This is a genomic window from Aliagarivorans marinus DSM 23064, from assembly GCF_000429485.1.
Classification (GTDB): domain Bacteria; phylum Pseudomonadota; class Gammaproteobacteria; order Enterobacterales; family Celerinatantimonadaceae; genus Aliagarivorans; species Aliagarivorans marinus.
The window spans coordinates 369,109-391,879 of the sequence record NZ_KE386908.1 but is presented as its reverse complement, the minus strand read 5'-3'; the positions used below and the strand labels follow the sequence as shown (position 1 = coordinate 391,879).

The window sequence follows — 22,771 nt, the reverse complement described above, 5'->3', positions numbered from 1 at the left end:
AGGCTTATTCAACCCACCATGAATCAAGGCCAATATCGTATTGCGGATTGCGCTCGGGGCGCTGCAGCTTGTTCCAGTGGGCCACCCGCCAGGCGCTTAAGTGCCATTGCGGGACCACGTAGTAGGACCACAGCAACACCCGGTCCAGGGCACGGCTGGCGTCGATCAGCGCTTGGCGATCCGGGGCGTGGATCAGGGTCTCAACCAAGCTGTCGATCACCTCGCTCTTAATCCCAATCACGTTACGTGAGCCGACTTGGTCGGCCGCTTTGGAGCCCCAAAACTCGCGCTGCTCGTTGCCTGGCGAGGAAGACTGCGGGAAGCTCGCGACCATCATATCGAAGTCAAAGCTCTGCACCCGGTTGATGTACTGCGATACATCCACCAACCGCACTTCACTGGCAATGCCGATACGCTGCAGGTTGCGGGTGTAAGGCAGTACGATGCGCTCGAAGTTTTTCTGGAACAGCAAGAACTCAATCTTAAACTGCTCACCCTTGTCGTCCACCAACTTGCCCTGCTGCAGGCTCCAGCCCGCTTCTTTTAGCAGCGCCAAGGCTTGGCGCATCTGCGGGCGCAGGTTGCCATCGCCGCCGGTCTTGTCCAGTCGGAAGGGCTGGGTAAACAGCGCTTCCGGTAGTTGCGCCTTAAATGGTTTTAAAAGCGCCAGCTCACCCTCACTGGGCAGGCCAGTGGCGGCCAGCTCGGAGGCAGCAAAAAAGCTTTCGCTACGGCTATAGGCGCCATAGAAAAGCTGTTGGTTGGTCCATTCAAAGTCGAACATCAGCCCCAGCGCCTGACGCACCCGAATATCGCTGAACTTGTCGCGGCGGGTGTTAAAGGCGAAGGATTGCATCCCTTGCGGGTTATGATTCTCTAGACTGACCGTGAGTGCTTCACCGCTGTCAAACTGCGGGCCGGTGTAGGCAGTGGCCCAATCTTTGGCGCTGGTCTCTAATCGGTAATCGATACGCCCGGCCTTGAAGGCTTCCAACGCAACGGAAGAATCTCGGTAGTATTCGTAGTTAATCTGGGCGAAGTTGTTGCGCCCCACATTAACCGCCAGATCCTTGCCCCAGTAGTCTTTGACCAAGGCATAGCGGATACTGCGCCCAGCATCGAAGCTGTCTATCTGATAAGGCCCTGAGCCCAAGGGGCGGGTTAGATCGGCTTTGTTAAACTCTTTGTCTGCCCAATAGTGCTTGGGCAATACTGGCAGTTGACCCAAGATCAGCGGCAGTTCTCGGTTACTGCCGTCTTTGAAGGTAAAGCGCACCGCCAGTTCGCTTTCGGCTTCCACCTTCACTACGTTGCCGTAGTAAGCGCGATAAAACGGCGCGCCCTCTTCAATCAAGGTGTTGAAGGTAAACACCACATCTTCGGCGCGCAGGGGGTGGCCATCATGGAAGCGCGCCTCAGGGCGCAGGTTAAAGCGCACCCAGGTGTAGTCCTCGGCCAAGTCAATGGTCTCAGCCAGCAGGCCATATTGAGTAAAGGCTTCATCAGGGTTGGAGGTTAGCAGCGTATCGTAGATCCGGCCGATGCCTGCCACCGAGTTACCTTTAACAATAAAAGGGTTAAAGGTGTCATAGGTACCGGTGGCATCGAAGGTAACCATTCCTTGCTTAGGCGCCTCGGGATTGACGTAATCGAAGTGGGCAAAATCGGCTGCCAGCGCCGGTTCACCATGCATAATAAGGGCGTGAGAACGAGTAAAGTCCTGAGCGTGCGCCACCCCAAGCAGCACGCTGAAGCACCAAACGAAAAGCCGCAGCATAGTCAGCCAATCCTCCTGATAAGATGCAAAGTATCCGGTTGTGGACTTAGTTATACCTGAGCAGGCCCTTAAAAATAAGGGGCTTAGGCAAATTTACGCTGAAAACGGCGGATGTATCGCTCCATGGCGTCGGCGGGGATTGCCTTGCTGGAGAGGTAGCCTTGATAGAAGGTGCAGCCTTGCTGCTTGAGGAATGCCAGCTGCTGGGGAGTCTCTACCCCTTCGGCGGTGACGGTAAAACCTAGATGACGGGCCATCGCCAACACCGCTTCAACGATCGCCATATCGCGGCGATCCCGTGGGATATCGCGAATAAACGAGCGGTCGATCTTAAGCTCGTCCACCGGCAGACGTTTTAGGTAGCTAAGCGAAGAGTAACCGGCGCCAAAATCGTCGATGGAGAAACGTAACCCTAAGGCCTTGAGCTGCTCCATCTTTTGAATGGTATCTTCAGCGTGGCCATGGATCACCGCCTCGGTGATCTCCAGATTGAGCATCGAGGTGTCGACCTTGTAGCGCCACAGCAGCTCCTCTAAGCGATCAACAAAATCTGGATGGTGGAATTGCTTGGCGCTGATATTAACCGACAGCTCGGGCAGCTCAAGGTCTAGCTCGCGCCACGTCTCGATGGACTTACAGCTTTGCTCCAGCACCCACATGCCGATGTCGATAATCAGGTCTGATTCCTCGGCAACCGGAATAAACTCGGTGGGCGATACCAAGCCTTGGCCCTCGCGCTGCCAGCGCACCAAGGCCTCGGCCCCGACTAGCTCGCCATTGGAGACCATATGCTGGGGCTGGAAGTACAACAAAAACTCATCGTTCACCAAGGCGCTACGCAGGGCATTGTGCAGCTTGAGGCGCTTATCGGCGCGCCGCTGCATGCCTTGCTCAAAGAACACCGCGGTGCGCCGCCCGGCTGATTTGGCCTGATACATGGCGGTATCGGCTTGCTTGAGCAGGTCGTCGGCTTGTTGCTGTTTACCGGGATACAGGGTAATTCCGACGCTGGCACCGATGTGCAGCTCTTGGCCATCCAGCGAATAGGGGCGCGATACAGTTTTAATCAGGCGCTTGGCCACCATGTTGGCTTGCTGCTCGGCCTGCGGAGGGCTGTGCCCCAGCTCACCCAGCAACAACACAAACTCGTCACCGCCGAGGCGCGCCAGCACATCCCCCTGACGAATCAGGTTCTGCAAGCGGCTCGATACCTGTTGCAACAACCAATCACCCGCAGCATGGCCCAGCGAGTCATTGATGTTCTTGAAATGGTCCAAATCGATAAACAGCAGAGCGCCCACGCTATCTTGCTCGCGCGCCAGCTCAAAGCAACGCATTAGCTCTTCGCGCAATTTACGCCGATTGGGCAGGCCGGTCAGTTCATCGTAGTAAGCGAGGTGCTGGATCTTCTGCTCGCTTTCTTTGCGGGCGCTAACATCTTGCAGGCACAACACATAGTGGGTGACCTGCGAGTCGCTGTTGGTCACCGCCGTCAGGGTTTCCAGCTGCAGGTAGGATTGACCATTTTTACGTTCGCGCTTCACCTCGGCGTGATAGCGCTGCTCACAGTTCTTGCCGCATAGTTTGGTCCGATCAATCCCTGGCAGCTCGATACCAGGAAAGAGCTCGCTAAGTTTTCGGCCCAGCACCTCATCTTGGCGATAGCCGGTAATGCGATTAAACGCTTGGTTTACCCGCACGATGGTCAGCTCGGTATCGGTAACCAGCAGGCCTTCATTGGTTTCAAAGGCCACGGCCGACAGGCGCATATCCTGATTCAGGCTGTGTTGCTCAAACTCGGCCAACAAGCGCGCGATAAAAGGCTGACATAGCCCGGCAAACTGCTCGGGGGCCCCTTGTGAATAGCTGGCCGCGATGTAACCGATGGGCTGGCCGTGCTCATTGTCTAAGCGCACGCTGCAAAAGGTATGTGGTGGCTCGCTGGCCAAGCTTGCGGGAAGGCGATAGCCCGGATATGCCGTTGCAAAATCGTCGATGCGCAGGCTAGCGTGCTGCGCAATCAGACCCGCCAGCTCGCCCGTCACTGGGCTGAGGCGAGCATCGAGCGCCTGCTGGTGGGTCCAATAAGCCAAGGTCTTGGCCGGTTTGGCGCGGGAAGGCAGTGGCGCAACCAACACTTCGCTGGCCTCGGTAATCTGGGCAATGGTCTTGGCAAACAGGCACAGGAAATCGGCGCTGACAGCATTTGCCAACACTTGGGTAAGCTCAAGGAGGGATTTAGCAGGTAGCTCAGCCGGGGGGCTGGAGCGTTCAGCCAGGTTGTTTTTGCCTTCCATGCATCAATTTTTTGTCACACCCGCATCTGCTAAATGTTGCTATTTGCATCACTTTTAGGTGTCGTATCACTGCCCTGTGAATAGTCAATCGCTGTGTTATCCATTCCAATTTGCCTTGTCTGTGGCAGTGATGCAAGAACTTTTTGGCATCGGGAAAGGGTTTTCCCTGAGGGCGTCACAAATGCTTAAAGCACGAGAACAAATGGCTATAACCAGCGAGCTGGATCACATTATTTATCTGCCAAAACCGTAATCTGGAACTAGATTCACTGGCGTTATGAGGGAGGCCTATGATTATAGACATTACCAGTAAAACCGTTGCCATTACCCCTTCCATGAGAACTGCAATTGAGGCTCGATTAAGCAAACTAGAAAAGAATCAAATCCCACTTATCTCTCCCAAGGTGATTATCATCGAAGGTAAAAATTCGATGAAAATTGAAGCTCTTATCAATCTGCCTCACGGCCAGTTATTTGCCAGTGACGAACACGAAGATCTTTATGTAGCCATCAACAATATGGGTCACAAGCTCGAGCGGCAGCTACATAAGTTCCAATCCAAACCTTTAGCCAAGCGCCCCAGCCGTTCGGGCAAACAACAGATTCGTAACCACGAGCTACCAGAGCAGGAGGCTGAAACCCACGTAGCTTAGTCCATATATTTAACTAAACAACACACTTAACACTGCCTAATACAAGCGCCCTTGTCCGGGGCGCTTGACTTATCTCTCCGAGCTTTTTATTTTAAACGCATGAAAACTGTTCAGATTCGATTTTTGTTTGCTTTCTTTTTTACTCCACCTAATTAGGGAGGCCTTGGTGGTGCAAAAAAGAAAGCACACAACAAATTAAAGCCTCCCACTCGGGAGGTTTTTTATTATGTAGGGATGAAAAGATGTCTTCACTAGAACATATACGCGAGCGCATAACCTCGCTCGACCAAAACCTGCTGACGCTACTCAACGAGCGTCGCCAGCTAAGTGTGGAAGTGGCCAAGAGCAAACTGGCCAACCCCAAGGCGGTGCGAGACCAAGAACGTGAGCAGCAGCTGCTGATCAGGCTGGTCAACAAAGGCCGCGAATTGGGTCTGGATGCTCACTACGTGACCCAGCTCTACCACACCATCATTGAAGACTCGGTGCTCTCCCAGCAAGCCTTTCTACAAGAACTGACCAACCCCGACCAACAGCAAAGCGCAGTGCGCGTGGCGTTTTTGGGCAGCAAGGGTTCCTACAGCAATATCGCTACCCATCGCTACTTCTCCCGCTACCAAAAACAAGTGGTGGAACTGGGCTGTGTTGGCTTCCAAGAGATTGTTGATAGCGTGGAAAGCGGCCAAGCCGATTACGGTATCCTGCCGATTGAGAACACCTCGTCGGGCAGTATCAACGAGGTGTACGATGTGCTGCAGCAAACCAGCCTGTCGATTGTCGGCGAGCTGTCGAACAACATCGACCACGGCATTCTTGCCAAACCCGGTAGCCGCATCGACCAGCTAACCACCCTCTACGCTCATCCACAGCCCTATCAGCAGTGCAGCCGTTACCTACGCACCGTGCCGGGCATACGAGTAGAGTTTGTCGACAGCTCCTCCAAAGCGATGGAGATTGTAGCTAACAGCGATGACCCGGATATTGCTGCGCTAGGTAGCTCGGCCGGTGGCGAGATGTATGGCCTGCAAGCCCTGCAAACTGATATCGCTAACCAAACCCGCAACGAAACCCGCTTTATTGTGGTATCGGCCTCGCCCATCGAAGTGGCCGATCAGGTGCCGGCGCGTACCACCTTGATTATGAGCACCAGCCAACAGCCCGGCTCGTTGGTGGAAGCCTTGCTGGTGCTACGTGAGCACAAGATCAACATGAGCAAGCTGGAGTCGCGCCCGGTACAGGGCAACCCTTGGGAAGAGATGTTCTACATCGATGTGTCAGCCAATGTGCGCTCCGATCAGATGCAATCGGCTCTGGCGGAACTCAGCCGCATCACCCGCTACGTAAAAGTGCTCGGCTGCTACCCTAGCGAAGATGTCGACCCGACCCAGATCCCACTGACCGCGCTGGTCAGCAAGCAAGACGAACAGCCAAGCACCCTGATTAACACCGAGCAAGACGATGGCGCGCTATCTAGTCGCAGCCACAAGCCGAGCTCAACGGTTATTCGAGTTGGTGATGTGCAGATTGGCGACGGCGAGTTTATTACCATCGCAGGACCCGGCGCAGTGGAGAGCCAAAACCAAATTATGGCTTGTGCCCAGCAGCTTAAAGAGTCCGGCGGTGCCATCTTGCAAGCCGGGTGCTTCAAGCCGCGCAGCTCGCCCTACAGCTTCCAGGGCTTGGGCGAAGAAGGGCTGGGTTACCTCAGTCAAGCCGGCAAGCACTACCATGTTCCAGTGATGACCGAGGTCAGCTACCTCGACCAAGTCGCCACGTTGGCAAGCAAAGCAGACATCTTGTATGTGCGCGCCCGCCATATGCAAAACTTCAACCTGCTGCGCGAGCTGGGTAAAACCACCCGTCCGGTGGTACTCGAGCGCAACAACATTGCCTCGCTGGATGAGTGGCTCAAAGCCGCCGACTTTATCTTGGCGCAGGGCAACCAACAGGTGATCTTGTGCGAATCGGGCGTGCGCACCTTCGAGGGCCAAGGCAAGGCGACCTTGGACCTAAGTGCCATCCCGCTGCTGCGCTCACGCACCCACCTGCCGGTGATAGTGAACCCTGGCGAGGCCATCGAGCGGCGCGAACAGATTGCACCACTGGCCAAGGCCGCCAAACAGCTCGGGGCCGATGGCCTGCTGCTGTGGCTGCATCCGGACCCAGAGCAAGCCAAGGTCGACAATGCCAAGTCGCTTAACTTCCCGCAGTTCTCACATACCTTGAGCGAGCTATACAGCTAACTACCCTAAACGAGTCGCCGGCCATGCCGGCGGCTCAGCGCCCCCTTGCCCACTCCTATACTTACCCGAACCAGCTCCTCGCCTTGCTTTGCCTCACTTAATCCTCTGATAAATCTGCTTAATTTGGCATTTTGACGGATTATCACTAGGCGCTACCCACGACATTGTTTAAAGTACCAAGGCAGTTTGTTTACGTTAACTTTAACGTCATATCCGCCGCGTAGCATGTCGCCACATTCTCGCTGTTATTACTATTCGCTTTAATAGGTAAACGCATGTTTTGGAAGAACACCAAGGAACTAAACGAATTACAAGCTCGCCATCTGGAGCTGGAGAAACAGAACCAGCAACTTGAGCAGCAAGTGGCCGAGCTTCAAGCAGAGAATCAAGCACTGGCAGCCCGCCCCCTCGGTGACCCAGAGCAAGACAAGCACAGCCAGCTGCTGCTGCGCAGCTTCCAAGGTGTAGACGCAGTTAAAGATAACCTGCGCCATCTTAGCGGTTCGCTACAAGAGCAGCGCCAGAAGTATAACGACGGCGCCAGCGCCTTTGATTACTCCTCGGCAAGCCTTGCCAGTATCAACAAGGAGTTAGAGCGCCTGAGTGAGCACGCCTCGTTGAGCATGGAGAGCCTGTCGAAGCTGAAAGAAGTGGCCGGCAACATCACTCAGTTCGTGGGCATCATCGCCAATATCTCAGAGCAGACCAACCTGCTGGCCCTCAACGCAGCGATTGAAGCGGCACGCGCCGGTGAGCAAGGCCGTGGCTTTGCGGTTGTGGCCGATGAGGTACGCGCCCTGGCGAAACGCGCCAGCGAAGCCAGTAGCGAGGTAGCATCGCTGGTATCGCAGATTGAAGCGGACACCGAAACCACCGACCAACACCTGAGCGAAACCCACAGCATCTGTACCGAGCTGGTCGAACAGGCCGGTCAAGGCACCGAAACCATCGATGAAGCGATGCTGCTGTCGAAAAGCATGCAGAGTGTGCTCGAGCAGCACGCCGATCTGGGCAGTGTTGAAGCAGCCCGTGCCCAGCACCTGGCGTGGAAAGCGCGAGTGTACGAGGCCATTGACGCAAACAGTGGCTCGGCTGAGATTGGCGACCCTAGCGCCTGTGGCGTAGGCGAGTGGCTACAAGGCCAAGGCCGCGACCAGTTTGCCGACAACCAAGCCTTCCGCGCCCTAGAGCGCCCACATCAAGAGGCCCATCGCTTGGCCGAGCAGGCGCTAGCTGCGGAGCAGCAGTCCCAGCGTAACCAATTGCTGGAACAGCTAGAAACCGCCAGCGATGAGGTGATGGCCTGCTTTGCGCGATTGGCGAGCTAACCTAAACCCGCACTGTTAAACAAAAAACGCGCCTTGAGGCGCGTTTTTTACTATTCGGGGTTGGGAGTCGCTTAGAAGCGACCGCGGCCGCCACCAAAGCCACCGCCCATGCCACCCATTCCGCCGGGAGGCATCATGCCTTTCATTTGGCTCATCATCTTGCGCATGCCGCCTTTACCCTTCATCTTCTTCATCATTTTTTGCATCTGGGTAAACTGTTTAAGCAGCTTGTTCACGTCTTGGATCTGCACGCCAGAACCGGCGGCGATACGACGCTTGCGAGAGCCCTTGATAATGTCAGGGCGGGCACGCTCGCCGGGAGTCATGGAGCTGATAATCGCTTCCATCCGCACAGTGAGCTTGTCGTCCATCTGATCTTTCATATGCGCAGGCATATTACTCATGCCGGGTAGCTTGTCCATCAGCCCCATCATGCCGCCCATGTCGCGCATCTGCGCCAGCTGCTCACGGAAGTCTTCCAAATCAAAGCCGTCGCCCTTAGTGACCTTCTGCGCCAGTTTTTGCGCCTTGTCTTTATCAACCTTGCGCTCAACTTCTTCGATCAGCGACAGCACGTCGCCCATGCCGAGAATACGCGAGGCAATACGCTCAGGGTGGAAGGGCTCCAGCGCATCGCTCTTCTCGCCCATACCGATGAACTTAATCGGCTTACCGGTGATATGACGAATAGACAGGGCAGCACCGCCACGGGCGTCACCGTCGGCCTTGGTCAGAATCACACCCGTCAGCGGCAGTGCATCGTTGAAGGCCTTGGCGGTGTTGGCCGCATCTTGACCGGTCATCGAGTCGACCACGAACAGGGTTTCCACCGGCTCAACCGCCGCGTGTAAGGACTTGATCTCGTCCATCATCTGCTCGTCGACGTGCAGACGGCCGGCAGTATCCACCAGCAGCACATCAGCAAACTGCTTACGCGCAGCATCGATGGCGCCGTTTACGATATCAACCGGCTTTTGCTCTACGCTGCTTGGGAAGAACTCAACGCCCACTTCGCCGGCCAGAGTTTCCAGCTGTTTGATCGCGGCCGGACGGTATACGTCGGCGCTCACCACCATCACTTTCTTCTTGTGACGCTCTTTTAAGAAGCGCGCCAGTTTACCCACCGAGGTGGTTTTACCGGCACCTTGCAGACCCGCCATCATCACTACGGCAGGCGGCTGCGAGGCCAGGTTCAGCTCTTCATTGGCTTCGCCCATCGCCTTTTCAAGCTCTTGCTGGACGATCTTAACGAATACCTGGCCCGGACTTAGGCTCTTGTTAACTTCTTGGCCGAGGGCGCGCTCTTTAACGGTTTTTACAAATTCGCGTACCACCGGTAAGGCGACGTCAGCCTCCAGCAAAGCCATACGCACTTCGCGCAGGGTTTCTTTGATGTTGTCATCGGTAAGACGACCGCGTCCGCTGATGTTCTTCAGCGTTTTGGAGAGTCGGTCTGAGAGATTTTGAAACATGCCTTATCCTGTGATTCCGAAAAAGCGACTACCTAATTTAGCGGGGTATTATACCCGCAAGCATCGAGAATAGGCAGTGCTTTGTACAGCGCTCATCCAGCAGCAAGAATTCAGCATTCCCTTTCCTATGAATCGGCTCTGGCAGAGCCCTGCCCGCATGCGTATACTGGTGCAATTCATTTTCCAGGCTACTGTTTTTTATGAGTGTTTTGGTTGTCGCAATCTGCATCCTCTATGTTCTTGCTGGCTACGTATGTATCCGCGCGTTGAAGGATAAGCAAACAGTAGCCAGTCTTCCCCTATCGATGAGCGCCGGTGCTGCCATCGCCCTGCATGCCATTTGGCTGTGGCAAGAGCTGTTCTTTGCTGGCGGGCAAGACTTAAGTATCTTCAACATCGCCTGCCTGATAGCCCTGCTGATCACCACCTCCACCACCGTGCTGGCTCGCACCTTCAAGCTGTGGTTCGTATTGCCGGTGATCTACTTATTCGCCATTCTGGCGCTGCTGCTGGCTAACTTTATCCCTAGCCATTACATCATCCACCTCGAGTTGCGCCCGCAGATCCTGATTCATATCAGCCTGGCTCTGGCCTCGTTTACCGTGCTGATGATTGCTGCGCTCTATTCCTTGCAGCTGGCCTATCTGGACCGCAGCCTCAAAGAGCATAAAGCAAGTGCACTGCACCCCGCCCTGCCCTCGCTGATGGTGATTGAACGCCAACTATTTCGCTTGGTCTCGCTGGGCTTTGTGCTGCTCACCCTGAGTCTGGTATCGGGCTACTTCTTCTTGGGTGACCTGTTCGCCAGCGGCAAAGCTCATAAAGCGGTGTTCAGCGTGCTGGCATGGTTAGTGTATGCGCTCTTGCTGTGGGGCCACTACCAACAAGGCTGGCGCGGCCGCCGCGTCACCACCATGAGTGTCTCGGGCGCGCTGCTGCTATCGCTGGCTTACTTTGGCTCGCGCATCGTCCGGGAGCTGATCCTCGGTCGCTAGGCCGCGTTATCTGGCTCGCTAAATAGCTCTTGCCAGTGCCTGAAAATCACCTGCAGTTGCCCATAGTTAGCTATGACTGAGCAATACTTGACAGTGATTGGTAAGGCCAGTTAAATAGTCGGGTTGAATTTCATAAGGATCGCCATTCTTGGACGAGCTCTCGACGAGTACCTTACTGCTGATACTCGCATTTCTCATTTGTTGTTCCGCCTTCTTCTCCAGCTCTGAAACCGGCATGATGTCACTCAACCGGTATCGTCTGCGCAACTTGGTTAACAAACGGCACCGGGCCGCGATGCGGGTCGACAAGCTGCTAAAACGCCCCGACAAACTGATTGGCCTGATCCTGATCGGCAACAACTTGGTGAACATTATGGCCTCGGCCATCGCCACCGTGATTGGTTTGCGCTTGTTCGGTAGCGTGGGTATCGCCATCGCCACCTTTACCCTGACCTTCGTTATCTTGGTCTTCGCCGAGGTCACACCAAAGACGCTGGCCACCATGTATCCGGAGAAGATCGCCTACCCCGCATCGTGGCTGTATACCCCTATGTTGAAGCTGCTGATGCCGCTGGTGTGGGTGACCAACAGCGTGACTGGCGGAGTACTGTGGCTGCTGCGTATAAAGCCAGACCAAAGTCAGGGCGATGCCCTAAGCCGCGAAGAGCTGCGTACCGTGGTCCATGAAGCGGGGGCGATGATTCCCCAGCGCCACCAAGATATGCTGCTGGGTATTCTCGATTTAGAGAAGGTGACGGTGGATGACATCATGGTGCCGCGCAACGAGATCGTCGCCATCGATGTGAACGACGACTGGGAAGACATTCAGCGCCAGCTCACCCAGAGCTCGCATACCAAGGTGCTGGTCTACCGCGACAATATCGACGATGCGGTAGGCTTTGTGCACGCCCGTGATGCCCTGCGCCTACTATCGCGTAGCCAGTTCGATAAGACCTCGCTGCTGCGTGCACTGAAACAGATCTACTTTATTCCCGAGAACACCCCGCTCAACGTGCAGCTGCTTAACTTCCAGATGAAGAAAGAGCGTATCGGCTTGATTGTCGATGAGTATGGCGATATCCAAGGGCTAGTGACGCTGGAAGACATTCTGGAAGAGATTGTCGGTGACTTCACCACCAATATGGCGCCGGATCCCTCCGATGAGATCCACCCGCAGATCGATGGCAGCTATCTGGTTGATGGCACCGCCAACATCCGCGACCTCAATAAGGAGATGGGCTGGAAGCTGCCCACCGACGGGCCAAAAACGCTTAACGGCTTAATTGTGGAGCACCTTGAAGATATTCCCGATGCCAACCTATGCGTGCGCTTGTCTGGCTACCCGATGGAGATTATCGAGGTGGAGAACAACACCGTGACACTCGCTCGTGTCATCCCCAGCTACTACCGCAAACCGCGCAGCCGCTAGCGGCAGGCGCAAAAAAAGCAGCTCAAGAGCTGCTTTTTTAATCCCTCGCGGTTACGCCTAGAGCTTACCTAGGATCTCTTCGCCCAGCGCGAGCTGGTCGTTTTTATTCACCCCAATACCGCGGTCGATGATGTTCTGCGCAATCGCTTTAGCTTCTTCCAGCGAGTGCATCTCGGCGGTACCACACTGGTACTCGTTCAGCTCTGGGATATCATTTTGCGCGGCAACCTTAAGCACATCGTGCATCGAGGCCAGCCAGGCATCGGCCACGGCTTGCTCTTCAGGCTGACCAATCAGGCTCATGTAGAAACCGGTACGACAGCCCATCGGCGAGATGTCGATGATCTCAACCTGGTCACCGTTTAGATGGTCGCGCATAAAGCCGGCGAACAGGTGCTCCAAGGTGTGAATACCTCTTTCGGACAGGATCTCCTGATTCGGCAGGCAGTAACGTAGGTCAAATACCGTGATGGTATCTTGCTTCGGGGTAGCCATGGTCTTCGCCACACGTACCGCAGGTGCCTGCATACGGGTGTGATCCACGGTAAAGCTGTCTAGTAGAGGCATAGTCGTTCTCTCTGTGAATTAAGCGGGCAATTTAACCAAAGAATAGTCGCCACAGCCAGCTGCGATCGAGGTCTTTTTTACATTGGTTGTACTGGGCGGCGTAGCGTTTCGAGCGCTCATCCACCCGACCAGCAACTTTGATCAGCCACTGTTTCTGGTGATGGGTGCCGCGTTTATACCCGGTCCAACCCTCGTGGTAGTTGAGGTACTGATTGCGGGCATCCCATTTGGAGACACCATTGATCTGGTAGGTCTTGTTGGTAAACCAGCCCATAAAATCGATGGCATCACCGAAGTTGGTGCGCGACGCACCGCGGCGGCCGGTTTCCTTGATGTAGTCGTCCCAGGTCATGGTCTTAGCCTGACTAAAGCCATAGGCATCGCTAGCACGCCCTACCGGGATAAAGCCAAACCAGTATTGCATCGGCGGACGAGCGTTGTGTTTGAAGCTGGACTCCTGATACATCATCGCCATTGGCACGTGTACCGGGGTGCCCCACTTCTTGTTCATCTTCTTGGCCGCTTTGTACCAGTCGCGCTTCTCCTTGAAGATCTCGCAAAGGTTTTCCGGCTGCGCTGGCGGTTTGCTACTACAGGCGCTCACGCTAAGCACGGTCAGCGCCACAATCAACCACTGTTTGAACATGTCAGGTCTCGATAATCTATTGATTTGCGTTGATAAAATATTGCTCTAAGAAGGCATCAAAAGAAAGCGTATCGTTGCGTTCTATCTCAGATTGTTGAGAAAAACTGTGCTGGGTCATCTGTGCGAAGTCGCTGTACTGCCAATTTCGCCCCTGATGGTCGAGTAATTGCTCGCGATACTGCTGGGCCAACTCCAATCCCCAACGACTGTTATCCAGATCCTGAGAGAGCAAGGTATCCATCACCCGCGCTGAGTAAGTATGGCCTTGTTCAACTTCACGCTTGGCATCTGCCAAGGCACTAGCAAAGTCCGCTTCTAGTCGACAAGTATCCAGCAGCTCTGCGGCTTGCTCCATCTTGGTCATTAGCTGTTCGATGTACTGGCCAATCGGCGCGTCTTCGCCATTAATGGCCAGGTTTAGCTGAGGGTCACGGCCTCGCACTGCCACCTGGTTGAAGTTGTAGCGGCAGTTTTGCAGCTCTAGCTGCCCCATCGGCGCTGATGGCAATAACAAGCACGCCAACAGCAAGCTGTCGATAACCCGCACCTGCTGCTCGGTCACGCCCAGAGGCGAGAATGGGTTAACGTCCAGCGCACGGATCTCGATATACTCAACCCCGCCCTGCGACAGCGCCTGCGACGGGGTTTGCCCTGATTTAGCCACCCGCTTGGCGCGGATCGGCGCGTACAGCTCATTCTCAATCTGCAGCACGTTGGCATTAAGCTGGCGGTACTCGCCGTCCACCTTCACACCCAACTCTTCAAAGTGCTCGGAGTGGCGATTTACTGCGGCTTGCACCGAGTTGACGTACTCGGCCACGCTGTTGTAGTTAATCTCGAGGTGATTCTGCTCGTTGGAGGTGTAGCCAAGATCACTGAGGCGCAGCGAGGTGGCAAACGGCAGATAGCGGGTGCCTTGGCCCAAGGTCTCAAACGGCAGCTTGGAGCCCTTGCCATCGACAAACGAGCCACATACCGCCGGTGAGGCGCCATACAGGTAGGCGACCATCCAGCCATAGCGATAGAAATTACGGATCAGCGCCATGTATTGCTCAGAGATGTAATCCTGCAGCGGCTGGCTATCGCCGTCCAGCTTCTGCTTCATCTCCCAAAAGTGCATCGGCAGCGAAAAGTTGTAGTGCACACCCGAGATAATCTGCATCGGACTACCGTAGCGACGCTTAAGGCCCTCACGATAGGCCCGTTTCATCTTGCCGATATTGGACTGACCATAGTCGGCCAGATTGATATCGTCGGGGTCGCCCACGTAGCATGGCATGCTGAGCGGCCATAGGCGCTGCTCACCGATATGCTTAACACTGAAGTGGTGGATGTCCGCCAGACGCGACAGCAACGTCGCCACGTTCTCCGATACCGGAGTAATAAACTCCAGCAACGATTCCGAGTAATCGGTGGTAATAAGCGGATGGGTCAGGGCTGAGCCGAGCTCAGCGGGATGGGGATCGGTGGCCAACGCGCCCTGCGGCGTGATGCGTAATGCTTCGCGCTCGATTCCGCGTTTGATGCCACATAAGCCGGTGTCCTTTAAGAGCGACTGCAATTGCTCTAAGTGCTTCAGTTGCGACAAAATTTGATCCGTATTGTTAATTCGCTGTTAGTGCCGCCAAGAATAGCGGTAATGCCGGGCAATTACTACTTTCACGACCGCTCAGCGCACTCTACGGCTGATTTTTCACCGCAATATCCCGCCGCGTAAAGACACGCTACGCGGCGGGATAAGCGTTTACAGTTCCACCTCTTGGACCGGCAGGCCAAGTCGCTCTAGATCCGGCAGCAAGGCACGTTTATCGCCCACCACCACAATGCACATCTCCTCGGGGGAGAAGAAGCGTGCCGCCAGCGCCTGCAGCTCTTCGCTGCTGATGCTGTTGGTGATCAGCTGTTGCTGTTCGACAAAGTCCGGCTCCAGCTGATACATCTGCATCAGCATCAAGAAAGAAGCCTTCTGGCTTGGCGTTGCATAAGAGAGCGCCTCTTGCTGTGTTACCGCGCTGCGCATGTACTCCAGCTCTTGCTCGCTGGGGCCGCTATCCATGTAGCTGTGCAGTTCTTGTAGCAGCTCAGAGATGGCAGCAGCGGTGGCGTCGCGGCGAATGTCACTGGAGATAACAAAGCTGCCGCCTTGCTCAAACCCAGAGAAGTAGGAGCTCACCCCATAGGTGTAGCCCTTGTCTTCACGCAGATTCTGGTTGATCCGGCTGTTGAAGTTACCGCCGAAGTTAAAGTTCATCAGGTTGGCTTTGAAGAAGTCACCGGTAGCATCATAGGCCAAGGCCGGTCGGGTGATCCGCAAGGCAGTTTGCACCGCGCCCGGACGATCGATCAGGTAGATCCCCGGCTTGGCTTGCCCCTGTTGGCTCAAGCGACCGGCAGAGGCCGACTCACCCTGCCACTCGGCGACCAAGGGCTTGAGCTTGTCTTGCAGTTGCTCGGCGCTGAGGTTGGTTACCGCGACCATCTGGCTCGGTCGTGGCTGATAGTGTTGCTGCCAGAAGGCCTTCACATCTTCTAAGGTGATATTGGCGATGCTCTCACGGGTGCCATAACTGGAGCTACCCAAACGGCTGTCTTGCCCAAATGTGAGAGTTTGCGCCATCACGCTGGCCAGCCATTGGCTCTGGTTAAAACGCTGCTCTATGCTTTGCAGGTAGCGCGCCTGCTCACGTTGGAACTCTTGCTCATCAAAGGCTGGGCGTAGCAGCTGATCTTCTAACAGTCCCAACACCTCCTCAAGGTTCTCGCTCAAGCTACGCACTTCTATGATCTGATCGCTCAACCCGGCGCTAAAGCTAATCGACGCGCCCAGCTCTTCGAGGCGGTCAGTCAGTGCTGAGGCGCTGCGTACCTGCGAGCTCTGCTTAAGCATCGCGGCGGTAAGCTTGGCAATACCGTAATGCTCTGGTGATTCCGACAAGGCGCCGCCGGGCATCCGTAGGCGTAAGGTCGTCGTCGGGTTGTTGTGCTCGGAGGTGCCTAGCAGGGCGATACCGTTGCTCAGCTCCACTTGCCATAGCTCTGGCAGGTTCATCTGGGGCGCTTTACCGGCTGGCGGTTGCGCGCTGCGATCGAAATCATCATCTACCGTGCGATAGGCCAAGCTCTCGGGGTCGATGGTGTGATGCTCTGGCCATTGGCGCGGCTCAGGCTCGAAGTTTACCGGCGCAGCAGCTAGCTCGAGTTTGCCGCGCGGTACCACGCTCAGCACCACCCGCGGCTTGCCTTCGATATAGTGGCGATAGGCGCTATCGACTTGCTCGCGGGTTACCGCATCGAACTGGGCAATCACCGATTCGACAAACAGCGGGTCATCGAGGAAGGTTTCGCCAAAGGCCAGTTGGCGCACCACGTCTGGCACACTCTCCATGCCAAAGATCGATGAAGCGCGCAGCGAGGCTTGCACCCGTGTGAGGTCCTCTTCGGTCACGCCACGCTCGCGGAACTCGGCAATGGCCAAGTCCACCTCGGCCTCGATATCGGCCAGGGTGTATTCAGATTGAGGGTTCAGCCGCACATACACGCTCAGGGTACATGCCAGCTCCTGGCAGTAATGGGAGCTGCTGGCCGACAGGGCTTTTCCGCTCTCCACCAAGCGCTGGTAAAGCAGTGAGCTTTTACCGCCACCGAGTACCTCAGAGAACATATCCAGCGCCACTTCATCCTGATGGCCGAGATAGACCGTTGGATAGCTCATCAGCAGGACCGGTATATGCACGCGGTCTTCCAAGGTGATATAACGGCTTTCATCAAGCTCGGCAGGCTGCGTAGGCAGCTTGCCAGCCTCAGGGCCACTAGGGATCCCGCCAAAGTACTGGGTAACCCATTCCAGAGTTTGCTGGGTGTCGAAGTCGCCGCCGATGGTCAGTACCGCGTTATTCGGGCCATACCAGCGCAGGAAGAAAGCCTTCAGGTCGTTCACATCAACCCGGTCGAGGTCTTCCACGTAGCCAATAGGCTGCCAGGAGTATGGATGCTCGCGCGGATAGAGCGCTTCGTCGAGTCGCTCCAGCATCAAGCCGTAAGGGGCGTTGTCGACGCGCTGGGCGCGCTCGTTCTTCACCGCATCGCGCTGGATCTCAAACTTGCGTTCGCTGACCGCTTCCAGCAAAAAGCCCATGCGGTCTGCTTCCAGCCACAGCACGGTTTCCAGCTGGTTGGAGGGCACGGTTTGGTAGTAGTTGGTGCGATCCTTGTTGGTGGTGCCATTCATGCTGCCACCCGCTTCGTTTACGATGCGGAAATGTTCCTGATCACCAACGTGCTTGGAGCCCTGAAACATCATGTGTTCAAAGAAGTGAGCAAAGCCAGACTTACCCTGAACCTCTCGGCTGGAACCAACATGGTAGGTCACGTCAACGTGGGTTAGCGGTGAGTCATCGTTAGGATAGAGCAGTACCGTCAGGCCGTTGTCGAGCTGGTACTTTTGATAGTGCACACCGAGAGAGTTCTGCTCCGGCAGATGGTCTTCAATCAGCGTCACACCCGATGGCAGCGTTGACTGCGCTGGGTTGTCCTGCCAACTACTACATCCGGCAAGTACACCGAGCAACAATCCAATCTTCCACCATCGTTGCATACTATCCTCCCAAAAATCCCGCAACATACAACAGCACCGCGTAACGCAGCGCCTTTCCAACTAACATCGCCAGCCCACTTTGAATAATGGGTAGCTTGGCGGCCCCGGCCAACAGACAAAGCGCATCGCCAATCACCGGTGTCCAGCTCAGTAGCAAGCTCCACCAACCATAGCGCTTGAGCCACGGCATCGCTCTGGCTTGCTCTTTTTCAGAGGGCAGCCACGCGGTATAGCGTCTGCCCAGCACCACCGCGCCCCACCCCATAAAGAAGGTGATATAGCCACCGATGGTGTTGCCCAGCGTCGCTGACACCAACAACGCTGGGGCCATCTCAGGTTCACGTACCGCCAACGAGACAATCAATACCTCGGAGCTACCGGGCAATAGCGTTGCCGACGACAGCGCACTAAAAAACATCAACCACCACATCGATGGGCCACTCCTTGTAAACAGCGTAAGGCGAGCTCATTGTCCAGTTTCGAGCGCTGAACTCAATGACAAGATGTTGATTTAGCTGTTGAGTTAGACGACGGTGCGAGCAAAATGTTCTACCCGATTGCCTATCGCGCTGCGCGTTCGATTAAATTACCATCAGCGCGAGCACACATGCTTCCCGCAATATTCTTTGCGACTAGAATAAACCGCGACAACAAATGAAAGAAAGCCCGTTGCTGTGAAGCCAGCTGACGAATTCCCCCGTAAATAGGACTAAAATTGAATAAAAACAATAGGAATTCACCATGGCCAGATTTTTCTTACTGCCCCTGATTCTGTCGGTTTTTTGGACCTTGATCTTGTTTCGCTTTGGCAAAAGCATGAAGGATGGACGACTTGGTTACTACATCATCATCGGTGGTAGCACCTTTCTGATTGGCTTTTTCAGCTTGATGATGTACCTGACCCGTTAGCATTCAGTGACGTTCAGACATAAAAAAACCTGGTGCACGCACCAGGTTTTTTCGTTTCAGGTTTCGGCTTAGCCGCCAACTAGCGAGAGCAGGATACCTGCTGCTACGGCACTACCCAGTACCCCAGCAACGTTTGGTCCCATCGCATGCATCAGCAGGAAGTTGTGAGGGTTAGACTCAAGGCCAACCTTGTTCACAACACGTGCCGCCATCGGTACCGCAGATACACCGGCTGCACCGATAAGTGGGTTGATCTTACCACCGCTCAAGCGGCTCATCAGTTTCGCCATCAATACGCCAGAGGCAGTACCGATACCGAAGGCAATCATACCCAGAACCAGAATGCCGATGGTGTTCCACGTCAGGAACTGCTCAGCATTCAGCTTAGAGCCTACCGCCAGACCTAGGAAGATGGTCACGATGTTAATCAGCTCGTTCTGCGCAGTTTTGCTCAGACGGTCAACCACACCCGATTCACGCATCAGGTTACCCAGACAGAACATACCTACCAACGGCGTAGCGGTTGGCAAGAACAGGATAGCCAAGGTCAGTACTGCAATTGGGAAGATAATCTTCTCACGCATGCTTACCGGACGCAGTTGGTCCATCTTGATCTGACGCTCTTCTTCAGTGGTCAGGGCCTTCATAATTGGCGGCTGGATAATTGGCACCAGCGCCATGTATGAGTAGGCCGCTACCGCAATCGCACCCAATAGGTGTGGCGCCAGCTTAGACGACAAGAAGATAGCGGTTGGGCCATCGGCACCACCGATAATCGCAATCGCCGAGGCATCAGCCAGGGTGAACTCGAAGCCCGGTACGTAGTTCAGCAAGATCGCACCAAACAAGGTGGCGAAGATACCGAACTGCGCCGCGGCACCCAACAGCAACATCCGAGGGTTAGCGATCAGCGCGCCAAAGTCGGTCAGTGCACCTACGCCCATGAAGATCAACAGCGGGAATACCCCGGTATCAACACCCATGTAGTACACGTAGTAAAGCACACCGCCTGGATCGGTAAAGCCTGCTAGCGGGATGTTTGATAGCACCGCACCGAAGCCGATAGGCAACAGCAACAGCGGCTCAAACTTCTTAGCAATGGCCAGAAACAGTAGGCCGAGGCCCACTGCAATCATCACCAACTGGGCCAGCTCAAAGTTCGCCAGACCAGTGGTTAGCCAAAGGGTCTTAAATCCTTCCACAAAGCGCTCCTTACGCGATGGTCAGCAGGGTTTCGCCCACTGCAACCGAATCGCCTTCCTTGACGTTCACTTCGCTTACTGCACCGGTAGTGGTGGAGCGTACTTCAGTTTCCATCTTCATCGCTTCCATGATCAGCAGCACGTCGCCTTCCTGAACTTGGTCGCCTGGCTTAGCCATTACTTTGAAGATGTTACCGGCCATTGGTGCACTCAGGGGCTCACCGGCAGCTGGGGCTGGAGCGGCGGCAGCTGCAGGAGCAGCAGCGGCGGCTGGAGCAACACCTTCGATAGAGCCTTCTGGGCCTACATCAACGGTGTACAGCTGGCCATCAACACGTACCGAGTAAGTCTCTACGCCGCCTTTAGCAGCAGCTTTAGCAGGTGCAGCGGCTGGCTTCACGTCGTCAGCGCTTGGCACTGGCTCGAACGCATCTGGGTTACCACGGTTTTTAAGGAACTTAAGACCGATTTGTGGGAACAGCGCGTAGGTCAGAGCGTCGTCAACGGCATTCTCAGCCAGTTTGAAGCCTTCTTCCTTAGACAGCTTAACGATCTCTTCTTGCAGCTGGTCCATCTCGGCAGCAATCAGGTCGGCAGGGCGGCAAGTGATTGGCTCAGCGCCATCTAGTACACGTGCTTGCAGCTCTTTGTTTACTTCACCCGGAGCCTTACCGTATTGGCCAGACAGTACGCCTGCGGTCTCTTTGGTGATGGTTTTGTAGCGCTCGCCCATCAGTACGTTAATAACTGATTGAGAGCCAACGATTTGCGAGGTTGGAGTCACCAGAGGAATGTAGCCCAGGTCTTCACGAACCTTAGGAATCTCAGCCAGTACTTCGTCGATACGGTCGGCAGCGCCCTGCTCTTTAAGCTGCGCTTCCATGTTGGTCAACATACCGCCAGGTACTTGAGCAATCAGGATGCGTGAATCAACACCTTTCAGGCTACCTTCGAACTTGGCGTACTTCTTACGTACTTCACGGAAGTAAGCAGCGATGCTTTCCAGTTTAGACAGATCCAAGCCAGTATCGCGCTCGGTGCCTTGCAGCATAGCAACAACAGTCTCTGTTGGGCTGTGGCCGTAGGTGCAGCTCATTGAAGAGATAGAGGTATCGATAATGTCGATGCCCGCTTCAATGGCTTTCATTTGGGTTGGCAGGCTCAGACCGGTAGTAGCGTGACAGTGTAGTGCCAGCTCCATATCAGTTTCTGCTTTCAGACGCTTAATCAGAGTTTCTGCTTCGTAAGGCTTAAGCAGACCTGACATGTCTTTAATACAGATTGAGTGACAGCCCATGTCTTCAAGAGTCTTGGCCAGACCTACCCAGTTCTCCAGTGTGTGGATTGGGCTGGTGGTGTAAGACAGGGTACCTTGAGCGTGTGCACCGTTTTCGATAGCCGCTTTAACCGCTGCCTGGAAGTTACGTGGGTCGTTCATCGCATCAAAGATACGGAATACGTCCATACCGTTGGTTACGGCACGCTCAACGAACTTCGCTACTACGTCATCAGCATAGTGACGGTAGCCCAGTAGGTTTTGGCCACGTAGCAACATTTGTTGCTTGGTGTTTGGCATTACCTTTTTCAGTTCGCGCAGACGCTCCCATGGATCTTCACCCAAGAAACGAATACATGAATCGAAGGTAGCGCCGCCCCAGGTTTCCAGTGACCAGTAGCCGAGCTTATCCAGCTCAGAAGCAATGGGGAGCATATCTTCGATACGCAGGCGTGTAGCCAATAGAGACTGGTGCGCATCGCGCAACACGACATCAGTTAAAGCGAGTGGCTTAGACATGGGGGGGGTTCCTCTAAATATTATTGTGCCTTCCGATACTGATGAACAGCCGCAGTGATTGCAGCCATAACAGCAGTATTGTTAGTAGTTTGAACTGGCTTCGCCGCAGGCTTTGCGGCTACAGGTGCTTCGACAGGTGGTGCGAACTTGGACAGGACCACGATCGCCAGAATAAGCAGAGACAAGAATGCGAATACGGCCACCATGCCGATACCCAAGAGTTCTGCTGCGTCAAGCAACTGTTCCCCAACTGAGGGATGAGAAAGATTGCTAGTCATACAAATAGTTCCATTTTTAGACGACAAGCTAGAATTGCATGCACTCTGTAAAAAAGCAACGACACATGGTGAATGTTTATGCAATTATGGATATTCCACTCACTACTGGGATCTTGCTCAAACTTACTGTTAATACAGTGTGCGCTGTTATTTTTAACCAAGTCACGCCATTAACAGAATGTTTACATTTATCAAAGTGGCTTGTTGATGACTAAAAAGCTGATAACGCGTACACAAACTGAACAGGCCTTCGGCGCTATATGATTGAATAATTAACAAGTTTTATGCACAAATGTCTGAAACTTAGGTCCTAATTTGTACTACAGCCTACGAAAGCGTATGCCAGCGAGCATGAACAAGGTAAACGACTTGGGAAGGATTCAGCGGCCTGTAGCGAACAATAGTGGCCGCTATGGAGTCATCAAATGTGTTGAGAGCGATAATCAGCCTGCCAACAAGGTCATGACAAACAATTGAAATAAAATGAAGTTATAAAGAAGAAGAGAGATGGCGCGCGTGGAAGGATTCGAACCTCCGACCGCCTGGTTCGTAGCCAGGTACTCTATCCAGCTGAGCTACACGCGCG

The 22,771-nt window shown here is 54.6% G+C and carries 17 protein-coding genes, 1 tRNA gene, 1 pseudogene and 1 other annotated feature; of the genes and pseudogenes, 7 read left to right on the top strand and 12 right to left on the bottom strand.

Annotated elements, in window-relative coordinates:
* Nucleotides 1-4 precede the first annotated feature (4 nt).
* Nucleotides 5-1,777, bottom strand: coding sequence for an extracellular solute-binding protein (locus tag G461_RS0119305; RefSeq protein WP_035480740.1), 1,773 nt, complete (start codon nt 1,775-1,777; stop codon nt 5-7).
* An 83-nt stretch (nt 1,778-1,860) separates the two neighbouring features.
* Nucleotides 1,861-4,074, bottom strand: a complete 2,214-nt coding sequence (locus G461_RS24900; protein ID WP_084429394.1) for a putative bifunctional diguanylate cyclase/phosphodiesterase — start codon at nt 4,072-4,074, stop codon at nt 1,861-1,863.
* 290 nt (nt 4,075-4,364) lie between these two features.
* On the opposite strand from G461_RS24900, the gene hpf reads away from it, so the two are divergent.
* The 4 genes and pseudogenes from hpf (at nt 4,365) to G461_RS26655 (ending at nt 8,298) form a co-directional block, all read left to right on the top strand.
* The gene (hpf, locus tag G461_RS0119295) at nt 4,365-4,727 is read left to right on the top strand and encodes a ribosome hibernation-promoting factor, HPF/YfiA family (RefSeq protein ID WP_026959709.1); all 363 of its coding nucleotides are present in this window, start codon (nt 4,365-4,367) and stop codon (nt 4,725-4,727) included.
* Between the two features lie 104 nt (nt 4,728-4,831).
* Nucleotides 4,832-4,954: a sequence feature (Phe leader region), on the top strand.
* Nucleotides 4,955-4,969: 15 nt separating this feature from the next.
* The gene (gene aroF / locus G461_RS0119290; RefSeq protein WP_035480739.1) at nt 4,970-6,970 is read left to right on the top strand and encodes a 3-deoxy-7-phosphoheptulonate synthase; all 2,001 of its coding nucleotides are present in this window, start codon (nt 4,970-4,972) and stop codon (nt 6,968-6,970) included.
* A 275-nt stretch (nt 6,971-7,245) separates the two neighbouring features.
* Nucleotides 7,246-7,869, top strand: a pseudogene (locus G461_RS26660) (methyl-accepting chemotaxis protein); the annotation flags it as partial.
* A gap of 60 nt (nt 7,870-7,929) precedes the next feature.
* On the top strand, nt 7,930-8,298 hold the full coding sequence (locus G461_RS26655; protein WP_425393852.1) for a CZB domain-containing protein: 369 nt from the start codon (nt 7,930-7,932) through the stop codon (nt 8,296-8,298).
* A 71-nt stretch (nt 8,299-8,369) separates the two neighbouring features.
* On the opposite strand, the gene ffh is transcribed toward G461_RS26655, so the two are convergent.
* A complete protein-coding gene (ffh, locus tag G461_RS0119280) occupies nt 8,370-9,770 on the bottom strand; it encodes a signal recognition particle protein (RefSeq protein ID WP_026973064.1) in 1,401 nt (466 codons plus the stop codon).
* Nucleotides 9,771-9,970: 200 nt separating this feature from the next.
* Here ffh and G461_RS0119275 point away from each other — a divergent pair, with 200 nt between their 5' ends.
* The gene (locus G461_RS0119275; protein WP_026973063.1) at nt 9,971-10,765 is read left to right on the top strand and encodes a cytochrome C assembly family protein; all 795 of its coding nucleotides are present in this window, start codon (nt 9,971-9,973) and stop codon (nt 10,763-10,765) included.
* Nucleotides 10,766-10,913: 148 nt separating this feature from the next.
* Complete coding sequence (locus tag G461_RS0119270; RefSeq protein WP_026959713.1) at nt 10,914-12,194, top strand: HlyC/CorC family transporter; 1,281 nt, start codon at nt 10,914-10,916, stop codon at nt 12,192-12,194.
* A gap of 57 nt (nt 12,195-12,251) precedes the next feature.
* Here G461_RS0119270 and luxS read toward each other — a convergent pair whose 3' ends face one another.
* The 5 genes from luxS to G461_RS0119245 all read right to left on the bottom strand — a co-directional run bounded on the left by luxS (nt 12,252) and on the right by G461_RS0119245 (nt 18,431).
* A complete protein-coding gene (gene luxS / locus G461_RS0119265) occupies nt 12,252-12,761 on the bottom strand; it encodes an S-ribosylhomocysteine lyase (protein WP_026959714.1) in 510 nt (169 codons plus the stop codon).
* 31 nt (nt 12,762-12,792) lie between these two features.
* The gene (locus G461_RS0119260; protein WP_035480737.1) at nt 12,793-13,407 is read right to left on the bottom strand and encodes a transglycosylase SLT domain-containing protein; all 615 of its coding nucleotides are present in this window, start codon (nt 13,405-13,407) and stop codon (nt 12,793-12,795) included.
* Between the two features lie 16 nt (nt 13,408-13,423).
* Nucleotides 13,424-14,995 (bottom strand): glutamate--cysteine ligase, encoded by a 1,572-nt coding sequence (gene gshA / locus G461_RS0119255; protein ID WP_035480735.1) that lies wholly within the window; start codon nt 14,993-14,995, stop codon nt 13,424-13,426.
* Nucleotides 14,996-15,151: 156 nt separating this feature from the next.
* A complete protein-coding gene (locus tag G461_RS0119250) occupies nt 15,152-18,001 on the bottom strand; it encodes a M16 family metallopeptidase (RefSeq protein WP_035480732.1) in 2,850 nt (949 codons plus the stop codon).
* Nucleotide 18,002: 1 nt separating this feature from the next.
* On the bottom strand, nt 18,003-18,431 hold the full coding sequence (locus tag G461_RS0119245; RefSeq protein ID WP_026973059.1) for a YqaA family protein: 429 nt from the start codon (nt 18,429-18,431) through the stop codon (nt 18,003-18,005).
* A 311-nt stretch (nt 18,432-18,742) separates the two neighbouring features.
* Between G461_RS0119245 and G461_RS26245 the strand changes: the two genes are divergently transcribed.
* Entirely contained in the window at nt 18,743-18,910 is a 168-nt protein-coding gene (locus G461_RS26245) for a hypothetical protein (RefSeq protein ID WP_169720175.1), read from the top strand.
* A gap of 68 nt (nt 18,911-18,978) precedes the next feature.
* Here the strand turns inward: G461_RS26245 and G461_RS0119235 are convergent, their stop codons facing one another.
* The 4 genes from G461_RS0119235 to G461_RS0119220 form a co-directional block, all read right to left on the bottom strand.
* Entirely contained in the window at nt 18,979-20,112 is a 1,134-nt protein-coding gene (locus G461_RS0119235; protein ID WP_026959719.1) for a sodium ion-translocating decarboxylase subunit beta, read from the bottom strand.
* 10 nt (nt 20,113-20,122) lie between these two features.
* Entirely contained in the window at nt 20,123-21,907 is a 1,785-nt protein-coding gene (oadA, locus tag G461_RS0119230) for a sodium-extruding oxaloacetate decarboxylase subunit alpha (RefSeq protein ID WP_026973058.1), read from the bottom strand.
* A gap of 20 nt (nt 21,908-21,927) precedes the next feature.
* On the bottom strand, nt 21,928-22,185 hold the full coding sequence (locus G461_RS0119225; RefSeq protein WP_026959721.1) for an OadG family protein: 258 nt from the start codon (nt 22,183-22,185) through the stop codon (nt 21,928-21,930).
* Nucleotides 22,186-22,693: 508 nt separating this feature from the next.
* Nucleotides 22,694-22,770: transfer RNA gene (locus G461_RS0119220), tRNA-Arg, on the bottom strand.
* Between the last annotated feature and the right edge of the window lies 1 nt (nt 22,771).